This window comes from Pusillimonas sp. SM2304 (assembly GCF_031628915.1).
GTDB lineage: Bacteria > Pseudomonadota > Gammaproteobacteria > Burkholderiales > Burkholderiaceae_B > Pusillimonas_C.
In genome coordinates this window covers 662,935-684,432 of record NZ_JAVLUJ010000003.1, presented here as the reverse complement: position 1 = coordinate 684,432, position 21,498 = coordinate 662,935, and the positions used below count along the sequence as shown (strand labels likewise).

20 protein-coding genes are annotated in these 21,498 nt (G+C 59.1%); all 20 read left to right on the top strand.

The genetic code is table 11. The annotated features are described in order from the left end of the window. Positions 1-133: 133 nt before the first annotated feature. On the top strand, positions 134-811 hold the full coding sequence (locus RE432_RS18065) for a response regulator (RefSeq protein WP_310934926.1): 678 nt from the start codon (positions 134-136) through the stop codon (positions 809-811). After that, the gene (locus RE432_RS18060; protein WP_118994225.1) at positions 808-2,166 is read left to right on the top strand and encodes a sensor histidine kinase; all 1,359 of its coding nucleotides are present in this window, start codon (positions 808-810) and stop codon (positions 2,164-2,166) included. Before RE432_RS18065 ends, RE432_RS18060 begins: the two co-directional genes overlap by 4 nt. A 76-nt stretch (positions 2,167-2,242) precedes the next feature. Further along, the gene (gene dsbD / locus RE432_RS18055) at positions 2,243-4,093 is read left to right on the top strand and encodes a protein-disulfide reductase DsbD (protein WP_310934925.1); all 1,851 of its coding nucleotides are present in this window, start codon (positions 2,243-2,245) and stop codon (positions 4,091-4,093) included. Continuing rightward, the gene (locus RE432_RS18050; RefSeq protein ID WP_118994227.1) at positions 4,090-4,923 is read left to right on the top strand and encodes a TlpA disulfide reductase family protein; all 834 of its coding nucleotides are present in this window, start codon (positions 4,090-4,092) and stop codon (positions 4,921-4,923) included. The genes dsbD and RE432_RS18050 overlap by 4 nt, the downstream gene beginning before the upstream one ends. Beyond that, positions 4,920-5,471 (top strand): TlpA disulfide reductase family protein, encoded by a 552-nt coding sequence (locus tag RE432_RS18045; protein WP_118994228.1) that lies wholly within the window; start codon positions 4,920-4,922, stop codon positions 5,469-5,471. The genes RE432_RS18050 and RE432_RS18045 overlap by 4 nt, the downstream gene beginning before the upstream one ends. Positions 5,472-5,506: 35 nt before the next feature. After that, entirely contained in the window at positions 5,507-6,280 is a 774-nt protein-coding gene (gene dsbG, locus RE432_RS18040; protein ID WP_118994229.1) for a thiol:disulfide interchange protein DsbG, read from the top strand. 49 nt (positions 6,281-6,329) lie between these two features. Further along, positions 6,330-7,133 (top strand): sulfite exporter TauE/SafE family protein, encoded by an 804-nt coding sequence (locus RE432_RS18035; RefSeq protein WP_118994230.1) that lies wholly within the window; start codon positions 6,330-6,332, stop codon positions 7,131-7,133. A 74-nt stretch (positions 7,134-7,207) separates the two neighbouring features. After that, positions 7,208-8,575, top strand: a complete 1,368-nt coding sequence (locus RE432_RS18030) for a dihydrolipoyl dehydrogenase (protein WP_310934924.1) — start codon at positions 7,208-7,210, stop codon at positions 8,573-8,575. A 27-nt stretch (positions 8,576-8,602) separates the two neighbouring features. Then, the gene (locus RE432_RS18025) at positions 8,603-9,109 is read left to right on the top strand and encodes a DUF302 domain-containing protein (RefSeq protein ID WP_254499630.1); all 507 of its coding nucleotides are present in this window, start codon (positions 8,603-8,605) and stop codon (positions 9,107-9,109) included. 583 nt (positions 9,110-9,692) lie between these two features. Further along, on the top strand, positions 9,693-11,291 hold the full coding sequence (lnt, locus tag RE432_RS18020; RefSeq protein WP_310934923.1) for an apolipoprotein N-acyltransferase: 1,599 nt from the start codon (positions 9,693-9,695) through the stop codon (positions 11,289-11,291). A gap of 97 nt (positions 11,292-11,388) precedes the next feature. After that, the gene (locus RE432_RS18015; RefSeq protein WP_118994233.1) at positions 11,389-12,294 is read left to right on the top strand and encodes a LysR family transcriptional regulator; all 906 of its coding nucleotides are present in this window, start codon (positions 11,389-11,391) and stop codon (positions 12,292-12,294) included. Between the two features lie 32 nt (positions 12,295-12,326). Continuing rightward, complete coding sequence (locus RE432_RS18010; protein ID WP_118994234.1) at positions 12,327-12,593, top strand: EexN family lipoprotein; 267 nt, start codon at positions 12,327-12,329, stop codon at positions 12,591-12,593. A 233-nt stretch (positions 12,594-12,826) separates the two neighbouring features. Further along, positions 12,827-14,842: a conjugal transfer protein TraG gene (locus tag RE432_RS18005; RefSeq protein ID WP_310934922.1), complete on the top strand. Its 2,016-nt coding sequence runs from the start codon at positions 12,827-12,829 to the stop codon at positions 14,840-14,842. After that, positions 14,839-15,303: a ribbon-helix-helix protein, CopG family gene (locus RE432_RS18000; protein WP_118994236.1), complete on the top strand. Its 465-nt coding sequence runs from the start codon at positions 14,839-14,841 to the stop codon at positions 15,301-15,303. The genes RE432_RS18005 and RE432_RS18000 overlap by 4 nt, the downstream gene beginning before the upstream one ends. Continuing rightward, the gene (trbB, locus tag RE432_RS17995; protein ID WP_118994237.1) at positions 15,300-16,370 is read left to right on the top strand and encodes a P-type conjugative transfer ATPase TrbB; all 1,071 of its coding nucleotides are present in this window, start codon (positions 15,300-15,302) and stop codon (positions 16,368-16,370) included. The genes RE432_RS18000 and trbB overlap by 4 nt, the downstream gene beginning before the upstream one ends. Then, on the top strand, positions 16,367-16,744 hold the full coding sequence (locus RE432_RS17990; RefSeq protein WP_118994238.1) for a TrbC/VirB2 family protein: 378 nt from the start codon (positions 16,367-16,369) through the stop codon (positions 16,742-16,744). The genes trbB and RE432_RS17990 overlap by 4 nt, the downstream gene beginning before the upstream one ends. Beyond that, entirely contained in the window at positions 16,741-17,025 is a 285-nt protein-coding gene (locus RE432_RS17985) for a VirB3 family type IV secretion system protein (RefSeq protein WP_118994239.1), read from the top strand. Before RE432_RS17990 ends, RE432_RS17985 begins: the two co-directional genes overlap by 4 nt. A 12-nt stretch (positions 17,026-17,037) precedes the next feature. Then, complete coding sequence (trbE, locus tag RE432_RS17980) at positions 17,038-19,494, top strand: conjugal transfer protein TrbE (protein ID WP_118994240.1); 2,457 nt, start codon at positions 17,038-17,040, stop codon at positions 19,492-19,494. Continuing rightward, entirely contained in the window at positions 19,491-20,231 is a 741-nt protein-coding gene (trbJ, locus tag RE432_RS17975) for a P-type conjugative transfer protein TrbJ (RefSeq protein WP_118994241.1), read from the top strand. The genes trbE and trbJ overlap by 4 nt, the downstream gene beginning before the upstream one ends. A gap of 16 nt (positions 20,232-20,247) precedes the next feature. After that, a complete protein-coding gene (gene trbL / locus RE432_RS17970; protein WP_118994242.1) occupies positions 20,248-21,495 on the top strand; it encodes a P-type conjugative transfer protein TrbL in 1,248 nt (415 codons plus the stop codon). Positions 21,496-21,498 lie beyond the last annotated feature (3 nt).

The following is a 21,498-nucleotide window of genomic DNA, read 5'->3' as shown; positions in this document are numbered from 1 at the left end:
AAATTGGCGACACAGTAAGTTGCCAGGATTAAGGCAGTATTAAGAGGTGAAGCACAGGTGAGCAAAGATCGAAAGGCTGTTAAGATTTTTGTTTGACTAAGAGTTCAGGGGGCCTGTACTCAAGGATGATGAAATGCATATTTTGCTCGTAGAAGATGATCTCCTCGTCGCGAGCGGTATTGTGGCGGGACTGAGATTGCATGGCTTGACGATCGACCACGTGAGCACGGCTAACTTGGCGGATGCTGCATTGGCGACGTCATACTTTGATGTATGCATCCTTGATCTTGGGCTGCCAGACGAAGATGGAATGGCATTGCTGCGCCGTTGGCGCGAAGAAGGTCGTGATCTTCCCGTTCTCGTATTGACGGCACGTGACGCGCTCAGCCATCGTGTGGAGGGACTACTTGGAGGGGCTGATGATTACCTGGTCAAACCTTTCGATTTGGATGAATTGCAGGCACGGTTGCACGTACTGACGCGCCGGGTCGCGGGCCGCAACACCGACTGCATGAATCACGGGGAACTGAAGTTCTGTTCGTCGACAGGCCGAGTATGGCTAGCCGATGAGCCGGTAGCGCTGGCACGTCGCGAGTTGTCATTATTGCGCGCCTTGCTGCAGAATCCCCAGGCCATCCTTAGTACAGAGCAGCTTTGCGATAGCGTCTATGGTTATGAGCAGAACGTGGAAAGCAATGCGATCAACGTACATATTTATCATTTGCGCCGCAAGCTCGGAAATAATATTGTCGAAACAGTGCGTGGACTCGGTTATAGGCTTGGTTCAGCCGAGAAGGTAGTGGGAACATGAGTCTGCGCTTGCGCCTTTTGCTGTATATCGGTATTTCGCTGACTGCGCTTTGGACTTTGGTGGCGACCTGGATGTTCATTGACGCCCGTCAGTCGTTAGGCCAGGCATTGGACAACCGTCTGGCGGCGTCCGCACGAATGGTTGCCGGGCTGGTTTCCCAATTTCCCGAACCTCAAGACATTGCTGCAATGGGTGATAAGCCATTGGACGTCGTCGCTCGAGATGGGGTGGCATGCGAAGTAAGCCTCGTGCGCGGTGAAGTCGTGATCGAAACCGTGGCGCGTACTGCAGGCAGCCCTGAACTGATGCATGCCGATCCAGGCTTCAGTACCTATATATACGGTAATAAGCGATGGCGTACCTATGTACTGCGGCAGGGCGACGTTCAGATCGCTACCGCCGACAGCATCGACGTCAGAGAGGCATTAGTCAAAGAGTTGATCCTTTCGGCAGGGGTGCCGTTCGTTGTCGCTTTGTTTGGCACCCTGATCGTGCTGTGGTTGGGCATTACCCGTGGACTGGCGCCCGTGGAGCGTATTCGTAGCCTTCTGGCACGGCGCCGGCCCGGCGACGATAGTCCATTGCCTGAGGTGAAGGCCCCTGTAGAGTTACAGCCGCTCCTGCATACGATCGAGCAACTTTTGGAAAGACTGCAGGACGCAATCGTGCGAGAGCGCCGATTCACCGATAGCGCGGCGCACGAATTGCGTACTCCACTTACCGGTGTGAAAACACACATTCAAGTGGCGAAGCTTGCATTGCAACGGCGGGATGAAAAAGCCACCATGGAAGCAGCCCTCACCAGCGCAGACCAAGGGGTACAGCAGCTGCAGAATATCCTTCAGCGTTTGCTTGATCTGGCGCGGTTAGAAGGCCATTCTGTCGCGAAGGAGGTTAGCGATCCGATTGAGGCTGCATCCATTGCAATTGAGGCATTGAAGCCAATGTACGGTGATTCTATAGGTAGGATATCGGTGCAAGGGGCTGACAACTCGCGACCGGTACGCGCCGCCCGACCACTTCTAGTTGGGGCAATTCAAAACCTAATTGATAATGCAATACGCTACGCGCCCACCGACACTCCCATTACGATTCGCTTGGAGCCGCAAAGCAATGGCACCATGCACATTAGTGTGCTGGACGAAGGCGCTGGCCTGAATGCGCAAGAGCGGGCTCAAGCAGTTAATCGGTTTTGGCGTGGAGACCCAAAAATACCCGGCTACGGACTAGGCCTATCTATTGTGAACGCGATTGCACGTCGACATGCGGGCGCATTTGAGCTTCTGGAACGGGATGGCGGCGGGCTGGAAGCACGACTTACGCTTCCAGTAGCGGGCGATACTACGCTTTCTTGAGTTTTCTGCGAAGCCTTAAGCTTCCCTTAATCCTGCAGGTGCATGATTCACCTAAGTTTACCTGCAGGAGTTCAGCTTGTCTGTCTATCGGATTGCCCGTGCGGCTCTCGTACTGTTTTGTTTTGCCGTTGGAAGTGCCTGGGCAGGCAATGGTCTGTTTTCGTCGGCCACGGAGCCCGAATTTCTTGAAGCCTCAGACGTATTCAAGGTAGAGGAGGTGAGGCAGCAAGGCGGAGAGTATATAGTCGAAGGGCAGATTGCCGACGGCTATTATGTCTACCGCCACTCGTTGAAGCTGGTCGACGACAACGAGAATGCTGTTGATCTGGCTCTTCCCTCTGGAACGCCCCGGCATGACGAGTTTTTTGGCGATACCGTCATCTACACCGGCGATACGGCCCGTCTGCGCTTCCCGGCGGCTGTAACCGGCCCACTGACACTGCATTGGCAAGGCTGTGCAGAAGACGGTATCTGCTATCCACCGCAGACGATGCATATCAGCGCGCCAGCAGCGACAGCGGTAGCTGACGGTCAGGCTGTCGAGCAACCGCCTCAGGCATCGGAACCTGAATCAGTCTCGGAGCGCGGGCCTGATTCGGCCGGCATGCCTTCGGGCGCCAGTGTTGGCGAGGATCAGGCGGCTGCTCAGCGACTTGCTGCGCTGGGGCCTATTGCCGGCACGCTGCTGTTTTTCGGATTCGGCCTATTGTTGGCTTTTACGCCCTGCACTTTGCCGATGATTCCCATCGTTTCCACCATGGTCGTTGGTAGCCAGGCCAAGCCGCGTCGGGCTTTCGTTTTGTCGTCGTCATACGTCCTGGCGATGGCGGGTACCTACGCTGCAGTGGGGGTGGCGGCTGGACTGGCGGGTGCCAATTTACAAGCCACGCTGCAGTCGCCTTGGTTGCTCAGCGCCTTCGCGGCGCTCTTTCTCATTCTGGCCAGTTCGCTATTCGGTCTGTTCGAGTTGCGCTTGCCATCCGCTGTGACGAATCGCCTCCAGGCAGCGGGGCCTGCTCGTTCGGGGGGGAGTATCACCGGTGCGGCGGTGTTGGGTTTTCTGTCGGCGCTTTTGGTTGGTCCGTGCATGACGGCTCCCTTGGCGGGTGCGCTGTTGTACATCGGGCAGACGGGCAGTGCGATCCAAGGGGGGCTGGCTTTGTTTGCGCTGGGTTTGGGTATGGGCCTGCCATTGTTGGCCATTGCTGTGTTCGGCGCCCGTGTGCTGCCCAAGCCCGGTGCGTGGATGGATCGGGTGCGCGTCGCCTTCGGCTATGTCATGGTTGGCATGGCAGTGATGATGCTGACGCGTTTTCTGACCGGAACGACGAGTCTGTTGCTCTGGGGGGCCTGGATGCTGCTGGTGGCGGTGGGGCTCGTCGCTTGGGCGCAAGCCGTTACGAATAGGCAGCGGTTGGCGTGGAGCTTGCGTTCGGCGGCGGCGTTCGTCGGTCTGTGGTCTGTCCTGATGCTCGTGGGCGCCGCTTCAGGGGGTGACGCCGCCTTGCAGCCCCTGGCGCATCTGCGCGGCGCGCCCGCTGCGGCCACGCCAACCGCCGAGGTCAGTTATATCCAGGCGAAATCGGTGGCCGACGTGGATGCTCGCCTGGCGGAAGGCGCCGCGCGCGGCCAGTGGACCTTGATTGATTTCTACGCCGACTGGTGCGTCAGCTGCCATGTAATCGAGCGCAATGTATTCGGCGATCCCGCGGTTGCGGCGCAGCTGGCGCGTATGCAGGTCGTGCGGCCAGACGTGACGCGTAATGACGCTACAGATAAGGAACTGCTCAAACACTGGGGCGTCATGGGGCCGCCCACGCTCATACTGGTGGGGCCGGATGGTACGGAACGGCGGGATCTGCGTGTGGTGGGTGAGATCGGTGCGCGCGAGTTTCAGGACCGCCTGGACGCGGCGGGGGTGTCATGAGCGGCATTGGTCCATTTCCTATACAGGTCGTCACGGTTATTGCCGCCGTACTGCTGGCTTGGCTGACAGCACGAATTGTCGGTCGGAGGACGCCTGATGTGTCTTACAAAGCCGCCGGATCAATGATTCTTGACGCCGTGTTTTGGGGGCTCTTGACGGCACGCTTGGCATACATTGCGCAGTGGTGGGAGGAGTACTCGGCCACACCCAGATCCATGATCGCCATCGGCGATGGTGGATTTGTCTGGTGGGTTGGCGTGCTGGTGGTCGTTGCTTACATCTGGCGGCGAACCCGGTCCGCTCAGATCTTGCGCGTCCCCGTGATGGCGGGCGTCATGGTCGGCGTCGCCGCATGGGCCCTCGCGGGCGGGGTGCTCGCTTTATTGCTGCGCGCCGCGCCGCCTTTGCCGGACCTGCAACTGGCGACGCTGGACGAACATCCCGTTTCGCTGAGCGAGTATGCGGGGCGCCCCATCGTGCTCAATCTTTGGGCGAGCTGGTGTCCGCCATGCCGACGCGAGATGCCGGTGTTTGAACAGGCTCAGACCGATTTTCCGGATGTGGCCTTCGTGTTGGTCAACCAAGGGGAAAGCGCGCAGCAGGCGCAGGCTTTTCTTGAAAGTGAGGGTTTGAGCTTGACGGATGTTTTACTTGACCCCGCTTCCGAGGCCATGCGCACAATGAACTCGCGTGGCTTGCCCACCACCTTGTTTTTCGATGCGCAAGGCCGTCAGGTGGACATGCATTTGGGCGAGATCACCATGCCCAGCCTCAAGGACAAGATGCTGCGTCGTTTTGACCTATCCTCCGGCTCGGGAGCCGAAAAATGATAACCAAGCTTACACCGGCTTTACGCCTGCTCATTCTTGTTGTCGTCACCCTCATGCTGATGGCGGGCTGCAATCAGGCAGACAACGCAGAAAACTCCTCAACAGCACTGGGATTGGAAGCTGACAAGCTGGCGCAGCAGGCCGCGCTGTCTTTGCCGGACTTGCAGTTAATGACGCTGGAGGAGCGTCCCGCCCACTTGAGTTCGTATGTGGGAGTGCCGGTCGTGCTCAATCTTTGGGCGACCTGGTGCCCACCATGCCGGCGCGAGATGCCGGTGCTCGAGCAGGCCCAGGCGGCATTTCCCGATGTAGCCTTCGTCTTGATCAATCAGGGGGAAAGCGCGCAACAGGCTAAAGCGTTTCTTCGTAGCGAAGGTCTGAATTTGAAGGATGTTCTGCTCGATCCATCGTCCAAGGCGATGCAGGAAATGCGGACGGGTGGCTTGCCCACTACCTTCCTTTTCGATGCACAAGGACGCATGGTGGACTTGCATTTAGGCGAGATCACGATGAGTGATCTCAAAGACAAGATATCACGCCATTTTTGACCATTCATTTAACCCAGTACGGATAAGGAACGACTATGTTTGCACCGCGGGTGCTTTTCGCTTTCATGACTGCGGCGCCTCTCATTCTGATGCCCAGCGGAGGCCTGGCCCAAGTCACGGATAAACCGCCAGTTATCGACGCGTTGGAAGACCAAGGTGTCATCTTCAAGCAGGAGTTCGAGGCCGGTAAAGGCGTGCGCGCCTTCGCCGGTGTTCTCGGCGACAGCCCCGTCGCGGTCTACGTCCTGGCCGATGGTAATGCCGTTGCGGGCACGCGCCTGAATGCCAAGGGCGAACCGATTGACCAAGCGACACTGCAGAGCCTGGTTGCCAAGCCAATCAGCGACCAGGCGTGGGCGCAGCTGGAGTCGGCCACGTGGGTGCTGGATGGCAAGGCAGACGCGCCGCGTATCGTCTATGCCTTCACCGATGCAAATTGTCCCTATTGCCATTTGTTCTGGGAGGCCGCGCGTCCGTGGGTTGATGCCGGAAAGGTCCAGTTGCGCCACCTGTTAGTCGGCGTCATCAAAGAGGACAGCCCGGCCAAAGCGGCGGCGATTCTTGGCGCAGCCGATCCTTCAGCCGCGTTGCGAGAGAATGAAGTCAAGTTCGACCAGGGCGGTATTACGCCCGCCAAGAGCGTACCGGACGATGTACAGCGGACGCTCGAAGATAATCAGATGCTCATGCTTTCGATGGGATTTCGAGGAACCCCTGGCATCATCGTTCAGGACGATAAAGGGTTGATCCAGAAGTACAACGGCATGCCGCAACAGGGCGCGTTGACCGAAGTGTTGGGTCCGCGCTGATGGATCATCTGAGTACAGACGTACGGAATTATGTGTCAAGGCAGGGGGCATGATGCTTAGTGGCGGGCTGCTTGGGCTTGTAATCGGCGCTGTCTTAGGACTCACTGGGGCTGGAGGCGGTATCTTTGCCGTACCGGCACTGGTGTTTGGCCTGGGTATGGATATGCGTGCGGCTGCTCCTATGGCACTCATGGCCGTTGGTTCCGCAGCGATGCTTGGTGCATTGCAAGGGCTGCGCCAAGGCCTTGTTCGGTACAAAGCCGCGATTGTCTTGGCGACAGCGGGTACCATTACTGCGCCACTCGGCATCAGGCTGGCTCACTGGCTTCCTTCCCGGTGGCTGAACTTGATCTTTGTCGCTGTCATGCTTGTGGTCGCCTACCGCATGTTCATGTCTTCACGCGGTGTTCAAAACGATGGCGAGTTGCCCCTGATGCAATCTGGGATTTGCAAAGTATCCAAGGAGACCGGACGCTTCATCTGGAACCCACGCACCGTCACAACGCTGGGCGGTATCGGAGTGGTCTCGGGCCTTTTTACCGGCATGTTGGGCATCGGCGGTGGATTCATCATCGTCCCCGCGCTGGGGTACTTCAGCGAACTTCGCATGCACAGCATCGTCGCAACATCTCTGTTGGTGATTGCACTGCTATCTGTAGTCACCGTCTTCATTGCGTCAGAACAAGGTCTTTCACTTACTGCTGCAACTTGGGCATTCTCGGCCGCCGCACTCGCAGGCATGGCGGGCGCTCGCTTGCTGGTGCCGAAGATTTCCTCAATGGTATTACAGCGAATTTTTGCCATCGCCTGCGTTGTGGTGGCGGCCATGATGCTCACGCGCAATATCGGCTAACGGTTCTTAGACAGGCGCGCTGTTGCGAACATGCTTCAACGCCCATTTCTTTAATTATGGATAAAGGGAGTTCAATGCCCAACCGGAAAATCGATGTCGCCATTATTGGCGCAGGCACTGCGGGAATCACAGCATTCCATGCGATAAAAGCTGCAGGCAAGCAAGTGGCTCTCATTGATCGAGGGCCACTGGGCACGACGTGTGCCCGCGTCGGATGTATGCCGTCGAAAGCTGCGTTGCATGCGGGTATGCGCTGGAAGACCGTAAAGCAATTGCCAGATGGCGCTGTGCTCTTCCCGCGAGGACGACAAGCTTTGTGGAAGCATGCTCGCGAGACACGGGACATGTTGGCCAACGGGGCAGCGGAGCGTACGCGCAATGCGGCAAAAGATAGTCTGATTCTGGCCGAAGCAAGCTTCATTGAACCTGGCGTCTTGCAGATAGGATCGGAGTGTCTCGAAGCCGATGCCTTTATTGTCGCTACCGGTTCTAGCCCTGTTGTGCCCAAAGCACTTGAAAGTGTTGCGACTAGAATCCTGACAACCGATACCCTTTTCGACCAGGAGTCTCTGCCGAAACGATTGGGAATTCTTGGCATGGGAGCGGTTGGCCTTGAGCTGGGTTTGGCGCTCGCTCGTCTAGACGTAGAAGTAATAGGAGCCGATCAGCGCCATACTATCGGTGGTATTCAAGATCCCATGGTTCAGGAGCGGGCCATTTCAGCATTCATAAGCGAGCTGCCGATGTGGCTGGGAGACTCGGTGGAAATCCACCTGGCGGGCGAAGGGGTACTCATGCGTACGAGTGAGCATAGTGCCGTTGTGGACCGCCTTCTGGTCGTCACAGGACGGGCTCCCAATACTGCTGCACTGAATCTGTCGGTTGCGGGAATTTCGCTGGATGATCAAGGTAGGCCATCTATTGACCCCGTTACCATGCAGGCCTCAGATGTGCCGATTTTCTTTGCCGGCGACGTGCAACCCGACCGAGCTTTGATGCACGAGGCAGCGGATGAAGGACTAATGGCGGCGCAGGCCGCATTGTCCTACTTGCGCGATGAGCAGCGGCCAAGTACTTCACGCCGAGTGCCGATGTCGATCTTGTTTACGGACCCGGATGTTTGCACTGTAGGGGTGTCCTACGATGCCGCGATGCAGCAGGGCGCGATCATAGGGTTGGCCGAAGGCAGTGGCAATGGTCGCTCCAAGATACTGGGTGCACAAGATAACCTGCTGCGAGTTTATGCCGAGCCGGATACGGGCATTTTGCTTGGCGCCAGCATGCTGCTGACTCGAGGTGAGCATATAGCGCACCTGCTCGCATGGGCGATTCAGGCGAAGCAAACCATCAATGATCTATTGACCATGCCGTACTACCATCCCTCCATCGAGGAGATGTTGCAGAGTGCATTGAAGTCGGCGTCCCAGCAAATCAGTGCTTGAAGTCATCTCAATTTATAGGAGCCGACTATGACTTTCCATGTCCGTTCAATTCTTATCTTTGTTCTTGGGTTGTCGAGCTTAATGGTTGCGGTGCAGGCCCCGGCAGCTACTCCCACTGAGGGATGGAAAGTGATAGATACCAGCCAAAGCTATTCGGAGTTACTAAGCCATCTAAAAGAGGCTGTTTCCGAGAGTGACCTGCAAGTGGTATTTGACGTCGGCCCCACAGAGGCTGCAGCAAAGCGAGGTATCGACATTCCAGGAAACCGAGTGATTGGTGTGTTCAATAACGAATTTGCCGTTGATATTCTGAACTTGAGCGTGTCGGCGATGATCGAAGCGCCAATTCGGTTCTATGTGACCGAAAGCGAACATGGCCAAGCTACGCTTTCATGGATTCAGCCTAGTCATATATACGCTCCATATATTGATTCTGCTGACAACGTAAACAGCGCAGAGAAGCTTCGTGAAAAGTCAAAGGAGCTTGATCTTCTCTTTTCGGGGATTGCAATAAGTGCCACGCAAAAGAAATAGAAGAAACGTGCTCGCATGGGTGGCTATGGCTATCAGCTTGGATAGCAAACTTGGATTCTCATTACGAGTAACACGATGCTTTAGCTTTTGCATTCCATATATAGCGTGGCCTTCGAGCCTCCACTTGCTTGATTTACCTTCCTAATTACGATGACCAGTATGCAACAAGATAATGAACTGAAAGTTGTGTTTCACGCACCGACGCCCGAGGCGCTTCAGCGGGCGCGTAACAACGCGATGAACTTGAGACGGGAGGACCCTGGAGCAGATGTGTGTATCGTCATTAATGCTGAGGCGGTTGCCGGAGCCTTGGATGAGGCGCATCCAGATGCGGATGAGTTCACATGGGTGTGTCCGAATACTCTTGCTCGAATCAATAGGGAGAATCGACAGCCGCTTCGCTTACTGGATAGAGCCGCAGTCCTTGAGCTTGTTCGCCTACAACAAAGCGGTTGGGCATACATTCGGTCGTAATAGCTTGTCCATCTGGCATAGCGTGTTCCCAAGCATAAAGTCAGCCTCTTTCCCGGTCGGGTATTTGCGTTCCGCTACGGTGTTGACCCTGTCTGGTGGCGTACACGCAATGACATTCGCGATAGGCCCGCTGCCTTCCTGGTCGTTGGCGATTGTACAGATCGCATCTTTGGCGGTGCTTGTGCGTGTCGTTGGCGATGCCAAGTCGCTTAAACAAGCTGCCATACGAGGTTGGTGGTTCGGCGCGGTGAGCTTCGGAGTCGGTTTGTACTGGCTCTTTATTAGCATGAATCACTATGGAGGTCTTTCCGCTACGCTGGCTGCTGCTGGTGTAATTGCGTTATCGGCCTTTCTGGCTTTATTTACCGGTATAGCATGTGCAATTTTTTCTTGGCTGCGGCCACCGTCTTTACGCACAGCGCCCCTAATGGGTGCTTTGGCTTGGTCGGGAGCATGGGCAAGTATGGAGTGGCTGCGCGCTGTGGCCTTTTCCGGGTTCCCATGGCTGAATATCGGCTACGCTCATGTTGATAGCCCGCTGGCAGGATGGGCGACAGTCCTGGGCGTGCATGGTACCGCGCTGTCAGCTGCGTTCGTAGCGGCTGCACTGGCCGCTCTTTGTTCGTCTCCTACTTCTTTGCGCCGGCCTGCCATTTTCACGCTGTCTGCGCTGGTAGTCGTCGTCGGCGTGGGCGAGCTTTTGACTCATGTCGAATGGGCTTCGGCCGAAGGTAAGCCATTGAATATTCGGCTAGTTCAAGGAAATATTAAGCAGTCTCAGAAGTTTGATCCGGCATTGCTTGAACTGGGCATTGCCAGGCACTTGCAGCTTGCGACGAAACCGCCTCTTCCTGACGAACCAGTTCCCGATCTAATCGTGCTGCCTGAGACCGTACTACCAGTATTCCAGGACCAGCTCGAAGCCCATGTCTGGAAAGCGTGGCGCGACGTTGCCGAGCGCCAGCACAGTACGATTGCTATGGGGGCGCCTCTTCGAATCGCACAAACGAACGGAGAGTTTCGGTATACCAATAGTGCAATTGGTTTTGACGCTAGTACGCCGGTGCAGCAGTTGATAGAAGGCACGATGCCGCAGCGATATGATAAGCGCCACTTGGTACCATGGGGCGAATATGTACCACCGGGCTTTGAGTGGTTCGTGCAGATGCTCGACATACCCATGGGCGAGTTCGACCGCGGTCCTATCCGACAGACTCCGTTCACGGTAGGCGATCAGCAACTGGCCTTCAACATTTGCTATGAGGACGTTTTCGGGCCGGAAATTCTACCGGCGTTACTCGCGAGCTCCGGCAGCGACGAAGGTGCGAGCGTTATCGTCAACATAAGCAATCTCGGCTGGTTCGGTGATACGTGGGCACTTCGCCAGCATCTACAAATCGGCCGGTTGCGCAGCATTGAGACTGCTCGACCTATGGTGACTTCCACCAACACCGGCATTACGGCATCTATTGATCCGCATGGCCGTGTTCTGGCCGCATTGCCCCCACACCGCTCTGGCGTGCTGCCGGTCACGGTGCAAGGTATGACGGGCCTAACCCCGTATACCCGCTTCGGCGATAGCCCCGTGCTGATGTTGGTAGCGGTATTTCTGGTGATTGCTGTCCGATGTCGTTATAGCCGTCGCTTGTCGAGCATGTGGCACTCGAATGCGCTGCAGTCCAGCAGCGGAAGTAACGGAGGCATTTGAGAAACCGGTCATCGATGGTGGGGAAAACACCTCTAACGAGCTACGGCATTTGCTAAGTGCTCGTGGGATCAGGTCAAGCTAATTAATGGAGAGTGCGGTGGAACTGCGTCATCTGCGTTGCTTTCTAGCGGTTGCTGAAGAGCTCCATTTTGCACGCGCCGCGGAGCGGCTCCACATCGAGCAGTCACCCCTGTCGCGCGCTATCAAAGAACTAGAAGATGAGTTGGGTGTTGTGTTATTCGCTCGAACTACACGAAGCACTCGACTGACCCGGGCGGGGCTGCTGTTCTTGGAGCATGCACAACGAGTCTTCGTCTCCTTAGAGCAAGCCAGAGACAGTGTCAAAGCGGCGGCCAATGGCTTCTACGGTCAATTGCGCTTCGCGTTATCCGATGGCATTACTCCATTACGCTTACCGGCCTTGTTAGCGCTCTGCCGCCAGGAGGAGCCTCAAGTTGAAATCCGCCTATTCGAGGTGCCTGTGTCGCAGCAGCTCAAAGGGCTGCAAGAAGACTTGTACGATGTGGGGCTTGCACAATCCAATGAGGTTGGAGATGGCATAGTTGCCGAACCGGTATGGAGCGACCCGCTGATGGTAGCCGTGCCGGCGAGACATCCGTTGCTGAGTTATAAGCGAATTCCTTTGAGTGAAGTCCTGCGGTATCCACTTGTGCTGTGTGATCCTTTGGCATGTGAAGGGTTCTCCCGTCAAATAGACCGGGTGTTGCGGCAGGCCGAAGTAGAGCCTCTAATCGCAGAGCGAGTTGCATCTTACGACCTGATGATGGCATTGGTGTCGGCGGGTTTTGCACTTAGCCTAGCTAGCGCCCCACATATTGCTGCAAGCCGGGAGCCAGGTATAGTGGCACGGCCGCTAGCGGGCCGCCCGCCGATGTTGATGACGTACCTGCTGCGTCGGGATGATGATGTTTCTGATGAGTTGTCCCGCTTTATCAAGCGCGTGCAGGCTATTGACATACTCCGTCAGTTCAAGCCGATGTAATCTGAAGTCGACTCTAAGGAGCAGATAGAGCCATGAAACGAGTCACCCTTATTCTTCTGGTAGCCACACTAAGCGGTTGCGGCCAATCAGAAATACCCGAACAGAAACCGGATGTCGCGACTGTAGAGGAGTTGGCTGCCGACCCGACGACGTTAAAAGAGCTACGCGAGCAGTGCAAAACAGATCGTACCAATATGGGAGATCTACTGTGTGACCGGGTGGCTCAAGCAACGCGCCAGCGCTTCTACGGTGACGGCACTGTACCTTACACCCCATCGGATACGCCACCCAAGTTCTGATTTGTCGGCATTTTCTGACAAATCCCGTTTTTCTTTGCCAACACGCCGCAGCGCGCCCACGCCTGCGGCTTTTTTCTTGTATTCGCTCCTATATGAATTGATGCTTTTTTCGTCAGCATTGTCCCGATAAGAGTCTTTGACCTGCACTGGCCCGGCACCGATCCTCATATGGCAGGCACACCCACGTGCCGCCTTTTTGAGGAATCAGCGCAGGAGACATCGGAGGCCAGGCTATGCAAGGGACGAACGTGCTGTTCGGGCAGATCGCCGTCGTATTCGGCATCGTGATCGCCGGCGTGTGGGGTGCCACACAATGGACAGCCGCCGCCCTGGGCTATCAGCTACGCCTGGGTTCGCCCTGGTTCGATGTCTACGGCACGCCGATCTATCTCCCTTGGAAACTGTTCGAGTGGTGGTTCTTCTTCGACGCCTATGCCTCCGAGGTTTTCAATATCGGTGGTCTGATCGCGGGCGGCAGCGGCCTGATTGCCGTGGTGGTTGCCATCGGCATGTCGATCTGGCGCTCGCGCCAGGCACGGATGGTCACCACCTACGGTTCAGCTCGCTGGGCCGAGACGAGCGACATCCGTGAAGCCGGACTGACCCAACCCGTTGGCGTTTTCCTCGGTCAGCACGAGGGGCAGTACCTGCGCCACGAAGGACCGGAGCATGTGCTGGCCTTCGCGCCCACGCGCTCGGGCAAAGGCGTGGGCCTGGTGGTGCCCACCTTACTCGCCTGGCCGGCGTCGGCCGTCATTCACGACATCAAGGGCGAGAACTGGCAGATCACGGTCGGGTGGCGCGCGCGCTTCTCGCACTGCCTGTTGTTCAACCCCACAGATAGCCAATCCGCAGGGTACAACCCGCTGCTGGAAGTACGGCGCGGCGCGCATGAAGTGCGCGATGTGCAGAATATCGCGGACATCTTGGTCGATCCCGAAGGTGCGCTGGAGCGCCGCAACCATTGGGAGAAAACCAGTCATGCGCTGCTGGTGGGCGCCATCCTGCATGTGCTCTATGCGGGCGAAGACAAGACGCTACGCGGCGTGGCGAACTTTCTGTCCGACCCGGCCTGCCCGTTCGAGCTGACCTTGCATCGGATGATGACGACCCCGCACCTGGGCACGGATGGGGATGAAGGCAGACCGCATCCGGTGGTGGCCTCCGCCGCGCGTGAAGTGCTCAACAAGTCGGATAACGAACGCTCGGGCGTGCTGTCCACCGCGATGTCGTTCCTCGGCCTGTACCGCGACCCCACGGTGGCCGAAGTCACTTCACGCTGCGACTGGCGCATTGCCGACCTGATCGCTGCCGACCATCCCGTGTCGCTCTATCTGGTGGTGCCGCCGTCCGACATCAGCCGCACCAAGCCGCTGATTCGCCTGATTCTCAATCAGATCGGGCGGCGGCTGACGGAATCGCTGGACGGTTCCGACGGCATCGCTCGCCGCCACAAGCTGCTGCTGATGCTCGATGAGTTCCCGGCCCTGGGCCGCCTGGACTTCTTCGAGACGGCGCTGGCCTTCATGGCCGGTTACGGCATCCGCAGCTTCCTGATCTCGCAGTCGCTCAACCAGATCGACAAGGCTTACGGCCAGAACCATTCCATTCTGGATAACTGCCATGTGCGCGTGACCTTCGCCACGAACGACGAGCGTACCGCCAAGCGGATTTCCGAAGCTTTGGGTACGGCCACCGAACTGCGCGCCCAGCGTAACTATGCGGGCCACCGGCTCGCACCCTGGTTGGGGCACCTGATGGTGTCGCGCCAGGAAACAGCGCGGCCGCTATTGACCCCCGGCGAAGTCATGCAGCTTCCTCCCGATGAGGCGGTGGTGATGGTTTCCAGCGTGGCGCCGATCAAGGCTAAGAAGCTGCGCTACTACCTGGATGCCAATTTCAAGCATCGCGTGCTGGCGCCGCCGGTACTTGCCGCCGGGCGCTATGCGGATGCACCGCCGGCCCGTCCCGATGATTGGAGCGGTCTGTCGATTCCGGCTGTTCCCGTTGCGCCCGCCTCGGCGGGTGGCGATGGCATGGCGGGCGTGGCCGATGACGGCGGCCCGCGCCATCGGCCCGAGCTAGACGAAGCCGCCACCTACAGCCCGCAGCCAGAGTACCCCGCCAGCGACCTGGCGCTGCTCGATGACGACGATCTGGCGCCTGTTCTTCCCAGCCAGCTTGATCCGGCCATGCAGCGCGTGGCGCGGCTGGCTGTCCTCGACCCTGATGACGGAATCCAGTTATGAGCCGATATCGCCTGAATCTCTTCATCCACCCTGAACACGCCAAGCGCCTGGACGAGCTGGCCGCCAAGAAAGGGGTGTCCAAATCGTCCATCGTCGCCGCCGCCTTGGCTTCGTGGCTCTCGCCCGATGCCGGCGACCAGCGCGAAGCGGCGATGGCCAAGCGCCTGGATCGCCTGTCACGCCAGTTCGAGCGCTTGGAGCGTGACCAGAATATCCAGATCGAAACGCTGGCGCTGTTCGTGCGCTACTACCTGACGGTCAGCACGCCGGTGCCCGAAGCCCATCAGGATGCGGCCCGTGCGCAGGGCAAGGCGCGCTTTGAGCAATTCGTCGAACAGCTTGGCCGCCACCTGCTGCGCGGTCGCAGCCTGGTGCGCGACGTGGTGGATGAGTTGCACCCCGAGCCGATACGTATGGACGACGCGCCAGCGCATTTCGAAGCGCAGGAGCGTGTCTCATGACTATCGCGCCGCAGTCCTTGCATGAACCTCGTTCGTCCGCGTCCACATCGCTGGACCGCCGCATCCAGATGCTGCGCACAGCAATGGGGCCGCTGATCGCCGCCGCGCTGGAAGACCCGGACGTGGTGGAAATCATGCTCAACCCCGACCGCAGCCTGTGGATGGATCGGCTCTCTACGGGCCGCACGCCGTTGGGCGTCGAGCTGTCCGAAGCCGATGGCGAGCGCATCATCCGGCTGGTCGCGACGCACGTTGGCGCGGAAGTGCATCGCGGCCAGCCGCTCTTGAGCGCTGAACTGCCCGAAACAGGCGAGCGCTTCGAGGGCATCTTGCCGCCCGCCGCACCCGGCCCGGCTTTTGCGCTACGCAAGCGGGCGGTGAGCATCCTCAGCCTGGATCGCTATGTGGCCGACGGCATCGTCACCGCTGATCAGGCCGGGTTTCTGCGGCTTGCGGTACGTGAGCGGCAGAACATCCTGATCGCCGGCGGCACCAGCACCGGCAAGACCACGCTTGCCAACGCCTTGTTGGCCGAGATCGCCGCCACGGGCGACCGCGTACTGGTGCTGGAAGACACCATTGAACTGCAATGCGCGGCCCGTGACCACGTGCCACTGCGCACCCGCGCCGGGGTCGTGTCGATGCAGGAGCTGGTGCGCGCCACCATGCGTCTGCGCCCCGACCGCGTGGTGGTTGGCGAAGTGCGCGGCGGCGAAGCCCTGGATCTCATCAAGGTCTGGGGCACCGGCCATCCCGGCGGTATCGCCACCATCCATGCTGGCTCCGCCTTGGGTGCGCTGCTGCGCCTGGAGCAACTGATTCTGGAAGTCGCGGTGAACCCGCCGCGTGCGCTCATCGCCGAGGCGGTCAACGTCGTGATCCACATCGCCGGACGGGGCCGTAAGCGCCGCGTCGAAAGCATTGCCCGTGTCATGGGTTTCGATGCGGCGGGCTATCGCCTGGGGGATGCGCTGGAGACGCCGCTTTCTGCACCGTCACCTATTTCCGATGCCGCACCCGCTGCGGCGATCTTCCCATCCCCTGATTCCGTTGGAGAACTGCCATGACGCCTGCTGATGTATTTCGTATTTCCGTGATTCCGCTTTCTACTATGAACCGCCTGCGTCTGCTTGTCCGGCCTGCCGCGCAAGGGTTGCTGCTGGCCATGATGTTGATGCTCCTGGCCGGCGCAGCACACGCCGCTGGTTCCTCCATGCCCTGGGAAGGGCCGCTGCAATCCATTCTGGAGTCCATTCAAGGGCCGGTGGCGCGCATTGTGGCGGTCATCATCATTATCGCCACGGGGCTGGCGCTCGCCTTTGGTGACACCAGCGGAGGCTTTCGCAAACTGATTCAAATTGTCTTTGGTCTGTCCATCGCGTTCGCCGCATCTTCGTTCTTCCTGTCGTTCTTTTCGTTCTCGGGCGGGGCCGTCGTATGAGTGTCGACACCAAAGGCGCATCGAGCTTCGCGTCCGGCTTTGAAATTCCGCTGCATCGCTCGCTGACCGAACCCATCCTGCTGGGCGGCGCACCGCGCACCGTGGCCATTGCCAACGGCACGCTGGCGGCTGCCGTGGGGCTGGGTCTGCAATTGTGGATACCGGGCGTCGTGCTGTGGATCGTCGGCCACTCTCTGGCGGTCTGGGGCGCGCGGCTGGACCCGCAGTTCATGCAGGTGTTCGCGCGCCACATTAAGCACAAATCGTTGCTGGACGTATAAGAGGATACCGTCATGCTGAACCTTGCCGAATATCGCCAGCGTCCCGCCTTGCTGGCAGACTGGCTGCCCTGGGCCGGATTGGTTGCGCCGGGCATCGTGCTGAATAAGGATGGTTCCTTTCAGCGCACGACTCGTTTTCGCGGACCTGATCTGGATAGCGCGACCCAAAGCGAGCTGATCGCCACGACGGCGCGCTTGAACAATGCACTACGGCGCCTGGGGTCGGGCTGGGCGCTTTTCATTGAGGCCGAGCGCCGCCCGGCGGCGGGCTACCCCCATTCGGACTTTCCTGAAGCCCTGTCCTGGCTGGTCGATCAGGAGCGCCGCGCCGCCTTCGAAGAGGCTGGGAATCACTTCGAGAGTGCCTATTACTTGACGTTCGTGTTCCTCCCACCCGAGGAGTCTCGCGCCCGCGCAGCGGGGCTGCTCTATGAGAACCGTCCCGCCGAAGGCGTGGACTGGCGTGAGCGGCTGGCCGCATTCGTAGCGGAAACGGATCGCGTCTTTGATCTACTTGATAGCGTGATGCCAGAAATCGGCTGGCTGGATGACAGCCAGACGCTCGCGTACCTGCATTCCACCATCTCGACACGGCGTTACGGCATCGGTGTGCCGGAAGTGCCGTTCCATCTGGATGCGCTGCTGAGCGATTGCGCACTGGTGGGTGGGCTGGCACCGACACTGGGCGACGCACATCTGCGCGTGGTATCGGTGCGGGGCTTCCCGACGTCCACCTGGCCGGGCATTTTGGATGACCTTAACCGGCTTGGTTTTGCCTATCGCTGGAGTACGCGCTTCATCTGTATGGACAAAGCCGAGGCGGAAAAGGAGCTGCGCCGCCTACGTCGTCAGTGGTTCGCCAAGCGCAAAAATGTCGTGGCGCTGCTGCGGGAAACGATTTTCCAGCAGGAGTCGCCTCTGGTCGATACCGATGCCAGCAACAAGGCCGCCGATGCAGATGCTGCCTTGCAGGAGTTGGGCAGTGATCAAGTCGCCTTTGGCTACGTCACCACTACCGTGACGATGCTGGATGCCGAACCCGCTGCGGCCGATGAAAAGCTGCGCATGATTGAACGCGTCATCCAGGGCCGGGGTTTTGTGACGATTCCTGAGACGCTGAATGCTGTGGATGCCTGGCTCTCGTCCATCCCCGGCAACGCCTACGCAAATGTACGGCAACCGATTGTGTCTACATTGAATCTGGCGCACATGATGCCGGTATCAGCAGTGTGGGCTGGACCGGAGAAAAACAACCATCTGGACGGCCCCCCGTTGATTATCACGCGCACCGAAGGCGCCACACCATTCCGGCTGGTGACGCATATCGGCGACGTGGGCCACACCCTGGTCGCAGGACCGACCGGCATGGGCAAGTCGGTGCTGCTGGCCGTCCTGGCCAAGCAGTTTCGCCGCTATCGCGGTTCACGTATTTTCGCCTTCGACATGGGCCGTTCAATGCGCGCCACCATCTTGGGCCTGGGCGGGGAGCACTATGACCTTGGCAATGATGGTGAGATTGCCTTTCAGCCGTTGGCGCGCATTGACCACGACGGCTACCGCACTTGGGCCGCAGAATGGATCGAAGGTCGCTTGCTGCACGAAGGCATGGCCGTCAGCCCCGACGATAAAGTCGCCATCTGGTCGGCGCTGGGGAGCCTCGCAGGTGCGCCGGTGGAGCAGCGCACGTTGACGGGTTTTTCCGTGCTGCTGCAATCGAACACATTGCGCCAAGCGCTTGCGCCCTATGTCCTGGGCGGCTCACACGGCAAGCTGCTGGATGCCGACCATGACCGGCTGGGCATGGCCGACGTGCAGGGCTTCGAGATGGAAGAATTGATGCACAGTCCGGCCGCCGTGCAGGCGGTGCTGCGCTATCTGTTTGCCAGGTTTGATGAACGCTTCGATGGTGCTCCCACCCTCCTGATTCTAGATGAAGCATGGTTGTTTCTCGATGAACCGTCCTTTGCCGCTCGTATCCGGCAGTGGTTGAAGACCCTGCGCAAAAAGAATGTCAGCGTCATCTTTGCCACGCAAAGCTTGGCTGATATCAAGGATTCGAGCATCGCGCCAGCCATCATCGAAAGCTGCTCCAGCCGCATCTTCCTGCCCAATCCACAGGCGACCGAACCGCAGATTCGCACGATCTACGAAGGCTTTGGCCTGAATAGCCGACAGATCGAGATTGTCGCCACCGCCCAACCCAAGCGCGACTACTACTACCAATCGCGTCTGGGCAATCGTCTGTTCGACCTTGACCTGGGACCGGCGACGCTGGCCTTTGCGGGGGTGTCCACCCCGCAAGACCAGCGCGACATCGACCGAATCCTGCTAGACGCTGGGGTCCCCGGCTTTGCGGGCGCTTGGCTGCGCCATCGCGGTCTGGGCTGGGCTGCCGATCTGCTGCCCGATTTTCCCGGTCTCTCGCCCGTTCCCGAGCTTTCCCCTTCATCCCTGGAGAACCTGCCATGAAAACCCGCGCGCTATCCGTATCGCTTGCCGTCGTGCTTTCGATGTCGTTACTCGCTGTTTCGCCCGCCTGGGCCTGGAAAACGGTCTTTGATCCGTCCAACTATACGCAAAATACGCTGACTGCCGTCCGCACGTTGGAGCAGATCAATAACCAGATTAGCCAGCTTCAGAACGAGGCGCAGATGTTGATGAATCAGGCACGTAATCTGGCGAGCCTGGATTTCAACGTCGTGAACCGTCTGCGTACCGCGCTGGCCGCCACCGACCGTTTGATCGGCCAGGCGCAGGGGCTCAGTTACGAGGTGGCGCACATGGATCAGGAATTCGCCCGCCTGTATCCCGACCAGTACGCCGCAACTGTCAGCGGCGACAGTATGGCTCAGGATGCGCGGGCGCGCTGGCAGAACACGCTTAATGGCTTGTACACGGCCATGCGGGTGCAGGCGCAAGCCTCGCAGAACCTGCGCGACGATGAAAGCGCGCTGGCAGATCTGGTGAACCAAAGCCAGTCGGCGCAAGGCGCGTTGCAGGCCATGCAGGCGACCAACCAGCTTCTGGCTTTACAGGCCAAACAGAGCATTCAGGCGCAGCAGCTTCAGATTACCCAGGATCGGGCTGCCGCCTTGGAGCTGGCCCAGCAAGCCGCCGTGACCGAGCGCGCCCGTGAAGTACGGCGGCGCTTCCAGGGCAGCGGCACGCCATACACGCCACAGGCCGTGACCTTCTACGGCAACTGACCGGAGCGCTTGAGCCATGAACGACGTGGCGGTGATCGACCGTTTTCTCGCTACCTTTGCGCAGTACATCGACTCGGGGTTCGGGCTGCTGCAAGGCGACGTGGCGTTTCTCACCGCCACCCTAGTTGTCATCGACATGACGCTGGCCGGCCTGTATTGGGCAATGGGTCACGCCAGCGGCCAGGGCGATGACGTGATCGCCAAGCTGCTGCGCAAGGTGCTTTACGTCGGCGCCTTTGCCTACATTATCGGCAATTTCAACGCGCTGGCTGGGATCCTGTTCCGCTCGTTCGCGGGATTGGGGCTGATGGCCTCGGGCTCGTCGTTGAGCATGGGTAACTTTCTGCAGCCAGGGCGGCTGGCCAAGACCGGCATTGATGCCGCCGCGCCGATTCTGGAGCAAATCGGCGACATGGCGGGCTTTCCCCAAGTATTCGCCAACATCGACCCCATCGTGGTGCTGTTCCTGGCCTGGATGGTGGTGGTGCTGAGCTTCTTCGTGCTCGCCATCCAGCTTTTTGTGACGTTGATCGAGTTTAAGCTGACCACGCTTGCCGGCTTTGTGCTGGTGCCGTTTGCCCTCTGGAACAAAACCTCGTTCCTTGCTGAGAAGGTACTGGGCAATGTGGTGTCTTCAGGGGTAAAGGTGCTGGTGCTGGCCGTGATCGTCGGCATTGGCAGCGGCTTGTTTGCCGAGTTCCAGGTGCATCCCGATGAGCCGTCCATCGACTATGCGCTGGTCATCATGCTGGCCTCGCTCTCTTTGCTGGCGCTAGGAATATTCGGGCCGGGCATCGCTACGGGGCTTGTCTCCGGCGGGCCGCAGTTGGGCGCGGGCTCCATGGCCGGTGCCGCCGTGGGTGCTGTCGGGACTGCGGTTGCCATCGGTGCGGCCGCCACAGGGGTGGGTGGTGCGGTGGCGGCAGGCGCGCGCATGGTCCCGGGTGCCGTCCGCATGACATCCGGCGCAGCGCGCTCCATCGGTTCAAGTGTGGGCAGCATCCGGTCGGCCTCTCAGACAGGTCCTACAGCGGGTAGCGGCCTTAAAGGAGCGGCGGGGGTGACTTCCGCTTCTGGCGCCGGGATAGGTGCGTCCGGTGTTGCGTCATCTGAACCAGCCGGCACCGCACAACCGGCCTGGGCCAAGCGCCTGCACCGCAGACAACAACTGACGCAAGCCGCCACGACTGCCGCCCATGCTCTACGCGGTGGGGATGGAGGCGGCACGGGCCAAGGTCCGAGCCTTCGTGATGCCGATTCATAAGGA

Coding starts and splice junctions, on each gene's coding strand:
- trbL (WP_118994242.1), top strand. CDS start 20,248: ATGAACGACGTGGCGGTGATCGACCGTTTTCTCGCTACCTTTGCGCAG.
- RE432_RS18030 (WP_310934924.1), top strand. CDS start 7,208: ATGCCCAACCGGAAAATCGATGTCGCCATTATTGGCGCAGGCACTGCG.
- RE432_RS18025 (WP_254499630.1), top strand. CDS start 8,603: ATGACTTTCCATGTCCGTTCAATTCTTATCTTTGTTCTTGGGTTGTCG.
- RE432_RS18050 (WP_118994227.1), top strand. CDS start 4,090: ATGAGCGGCATTGGTCCATTTCCTATACAGGTCGTCACGGTTATTGCC.
- RE432_RS18035 (WP_118994230.1), top strand. CDS start 6,330: ATGATGCTTAGTGGCGGGCTGCTTGGGCTTGTAATCGGCGCTGTCTTA.
- RE432_RS18065 (WP_310934926.1), top strand. CDS start 134: ATGCATATTTTGCTCGTAGAAGATGATCTCCTCGTCGCGAGCGGTATT.
- RE432_RS17990 (WP_118994238.1), top strand. CDS start 16,367: ATGACGCCTGCTGATGTATTTCGTATTTCCGTGATTCCGCTTTCTACT.
- trbE (WP_118994240.1), top strand. CDS start 17,038: ATGCTGAACCTTGCCGAATATCGCCAGCGTCCCGCCTTGCTGGCAGAC.
- dsbG (WP_118994229.1), top strand. CDS start 5,507: ATGTTTGCACCGCGGGTGCTTTTCGCTTTCATGACTGCGGCGCCTCTC.
- RE432_RS18005 (WP_310934922.1), top strand. CDS start 12,827: ATGCAAGGGACGAACGTGCTGTTCGGGCAGATCGCCGTCGTATTCGGC.
- lnt (WP_310934923.1), top strand. CDS start 9,693: ATGACATTCGCGATAGGCCCGCTGCCTTCCTGGTCGTTGGCGATTGTA.
- trbB (WP_118994237.1), top strand. CDS start 15,300: ATGACTATCGCGCCGCAGTCCTTGCATGAACCTCGTTCGTCCGCGTCC.
- RE432_RS18010 (WP_118994234.1), top strand. CDS start 12,327: ATGAAACGAGTCACCCTTATTCTTCTGGTAGCCACACTAAGCGGTTGC.
- RE432_RS17985 (WP_118994239.1), top strand. CDS start 16,741: ATGAGTGTCGACACCAAAGGCGCATCGAGCTTCGCGTCCGGCTTTGAA.
- RE432_RS18045 (WP_118994228.1), top strand. CDS start 4,920: ATGATAACCAAGCTTACACCGGCTTTACGCCTGCTCATTCTTGTTGTC.
- trbJ (WP_118994241.1), top strand. CDS start 19,491: ATGAAAACCCGCGCGCTATCCGTATCGCTTGCCGTCGTGCTTTCGATG.
- RE432_RS18060 (WP_118994225.1), top strand. CDS start 808: ATGAGTCTGCGCTTGCGCCTTTTGCTGTATATCGGTATTTCGCTGACT.
- RE432_RS18000 (WP_118994236.1), top strand. CDS start 14,839: ATGAGCCGATATCGCCTGAATCTCTTCATCCACCCTGAACACGCCAAG.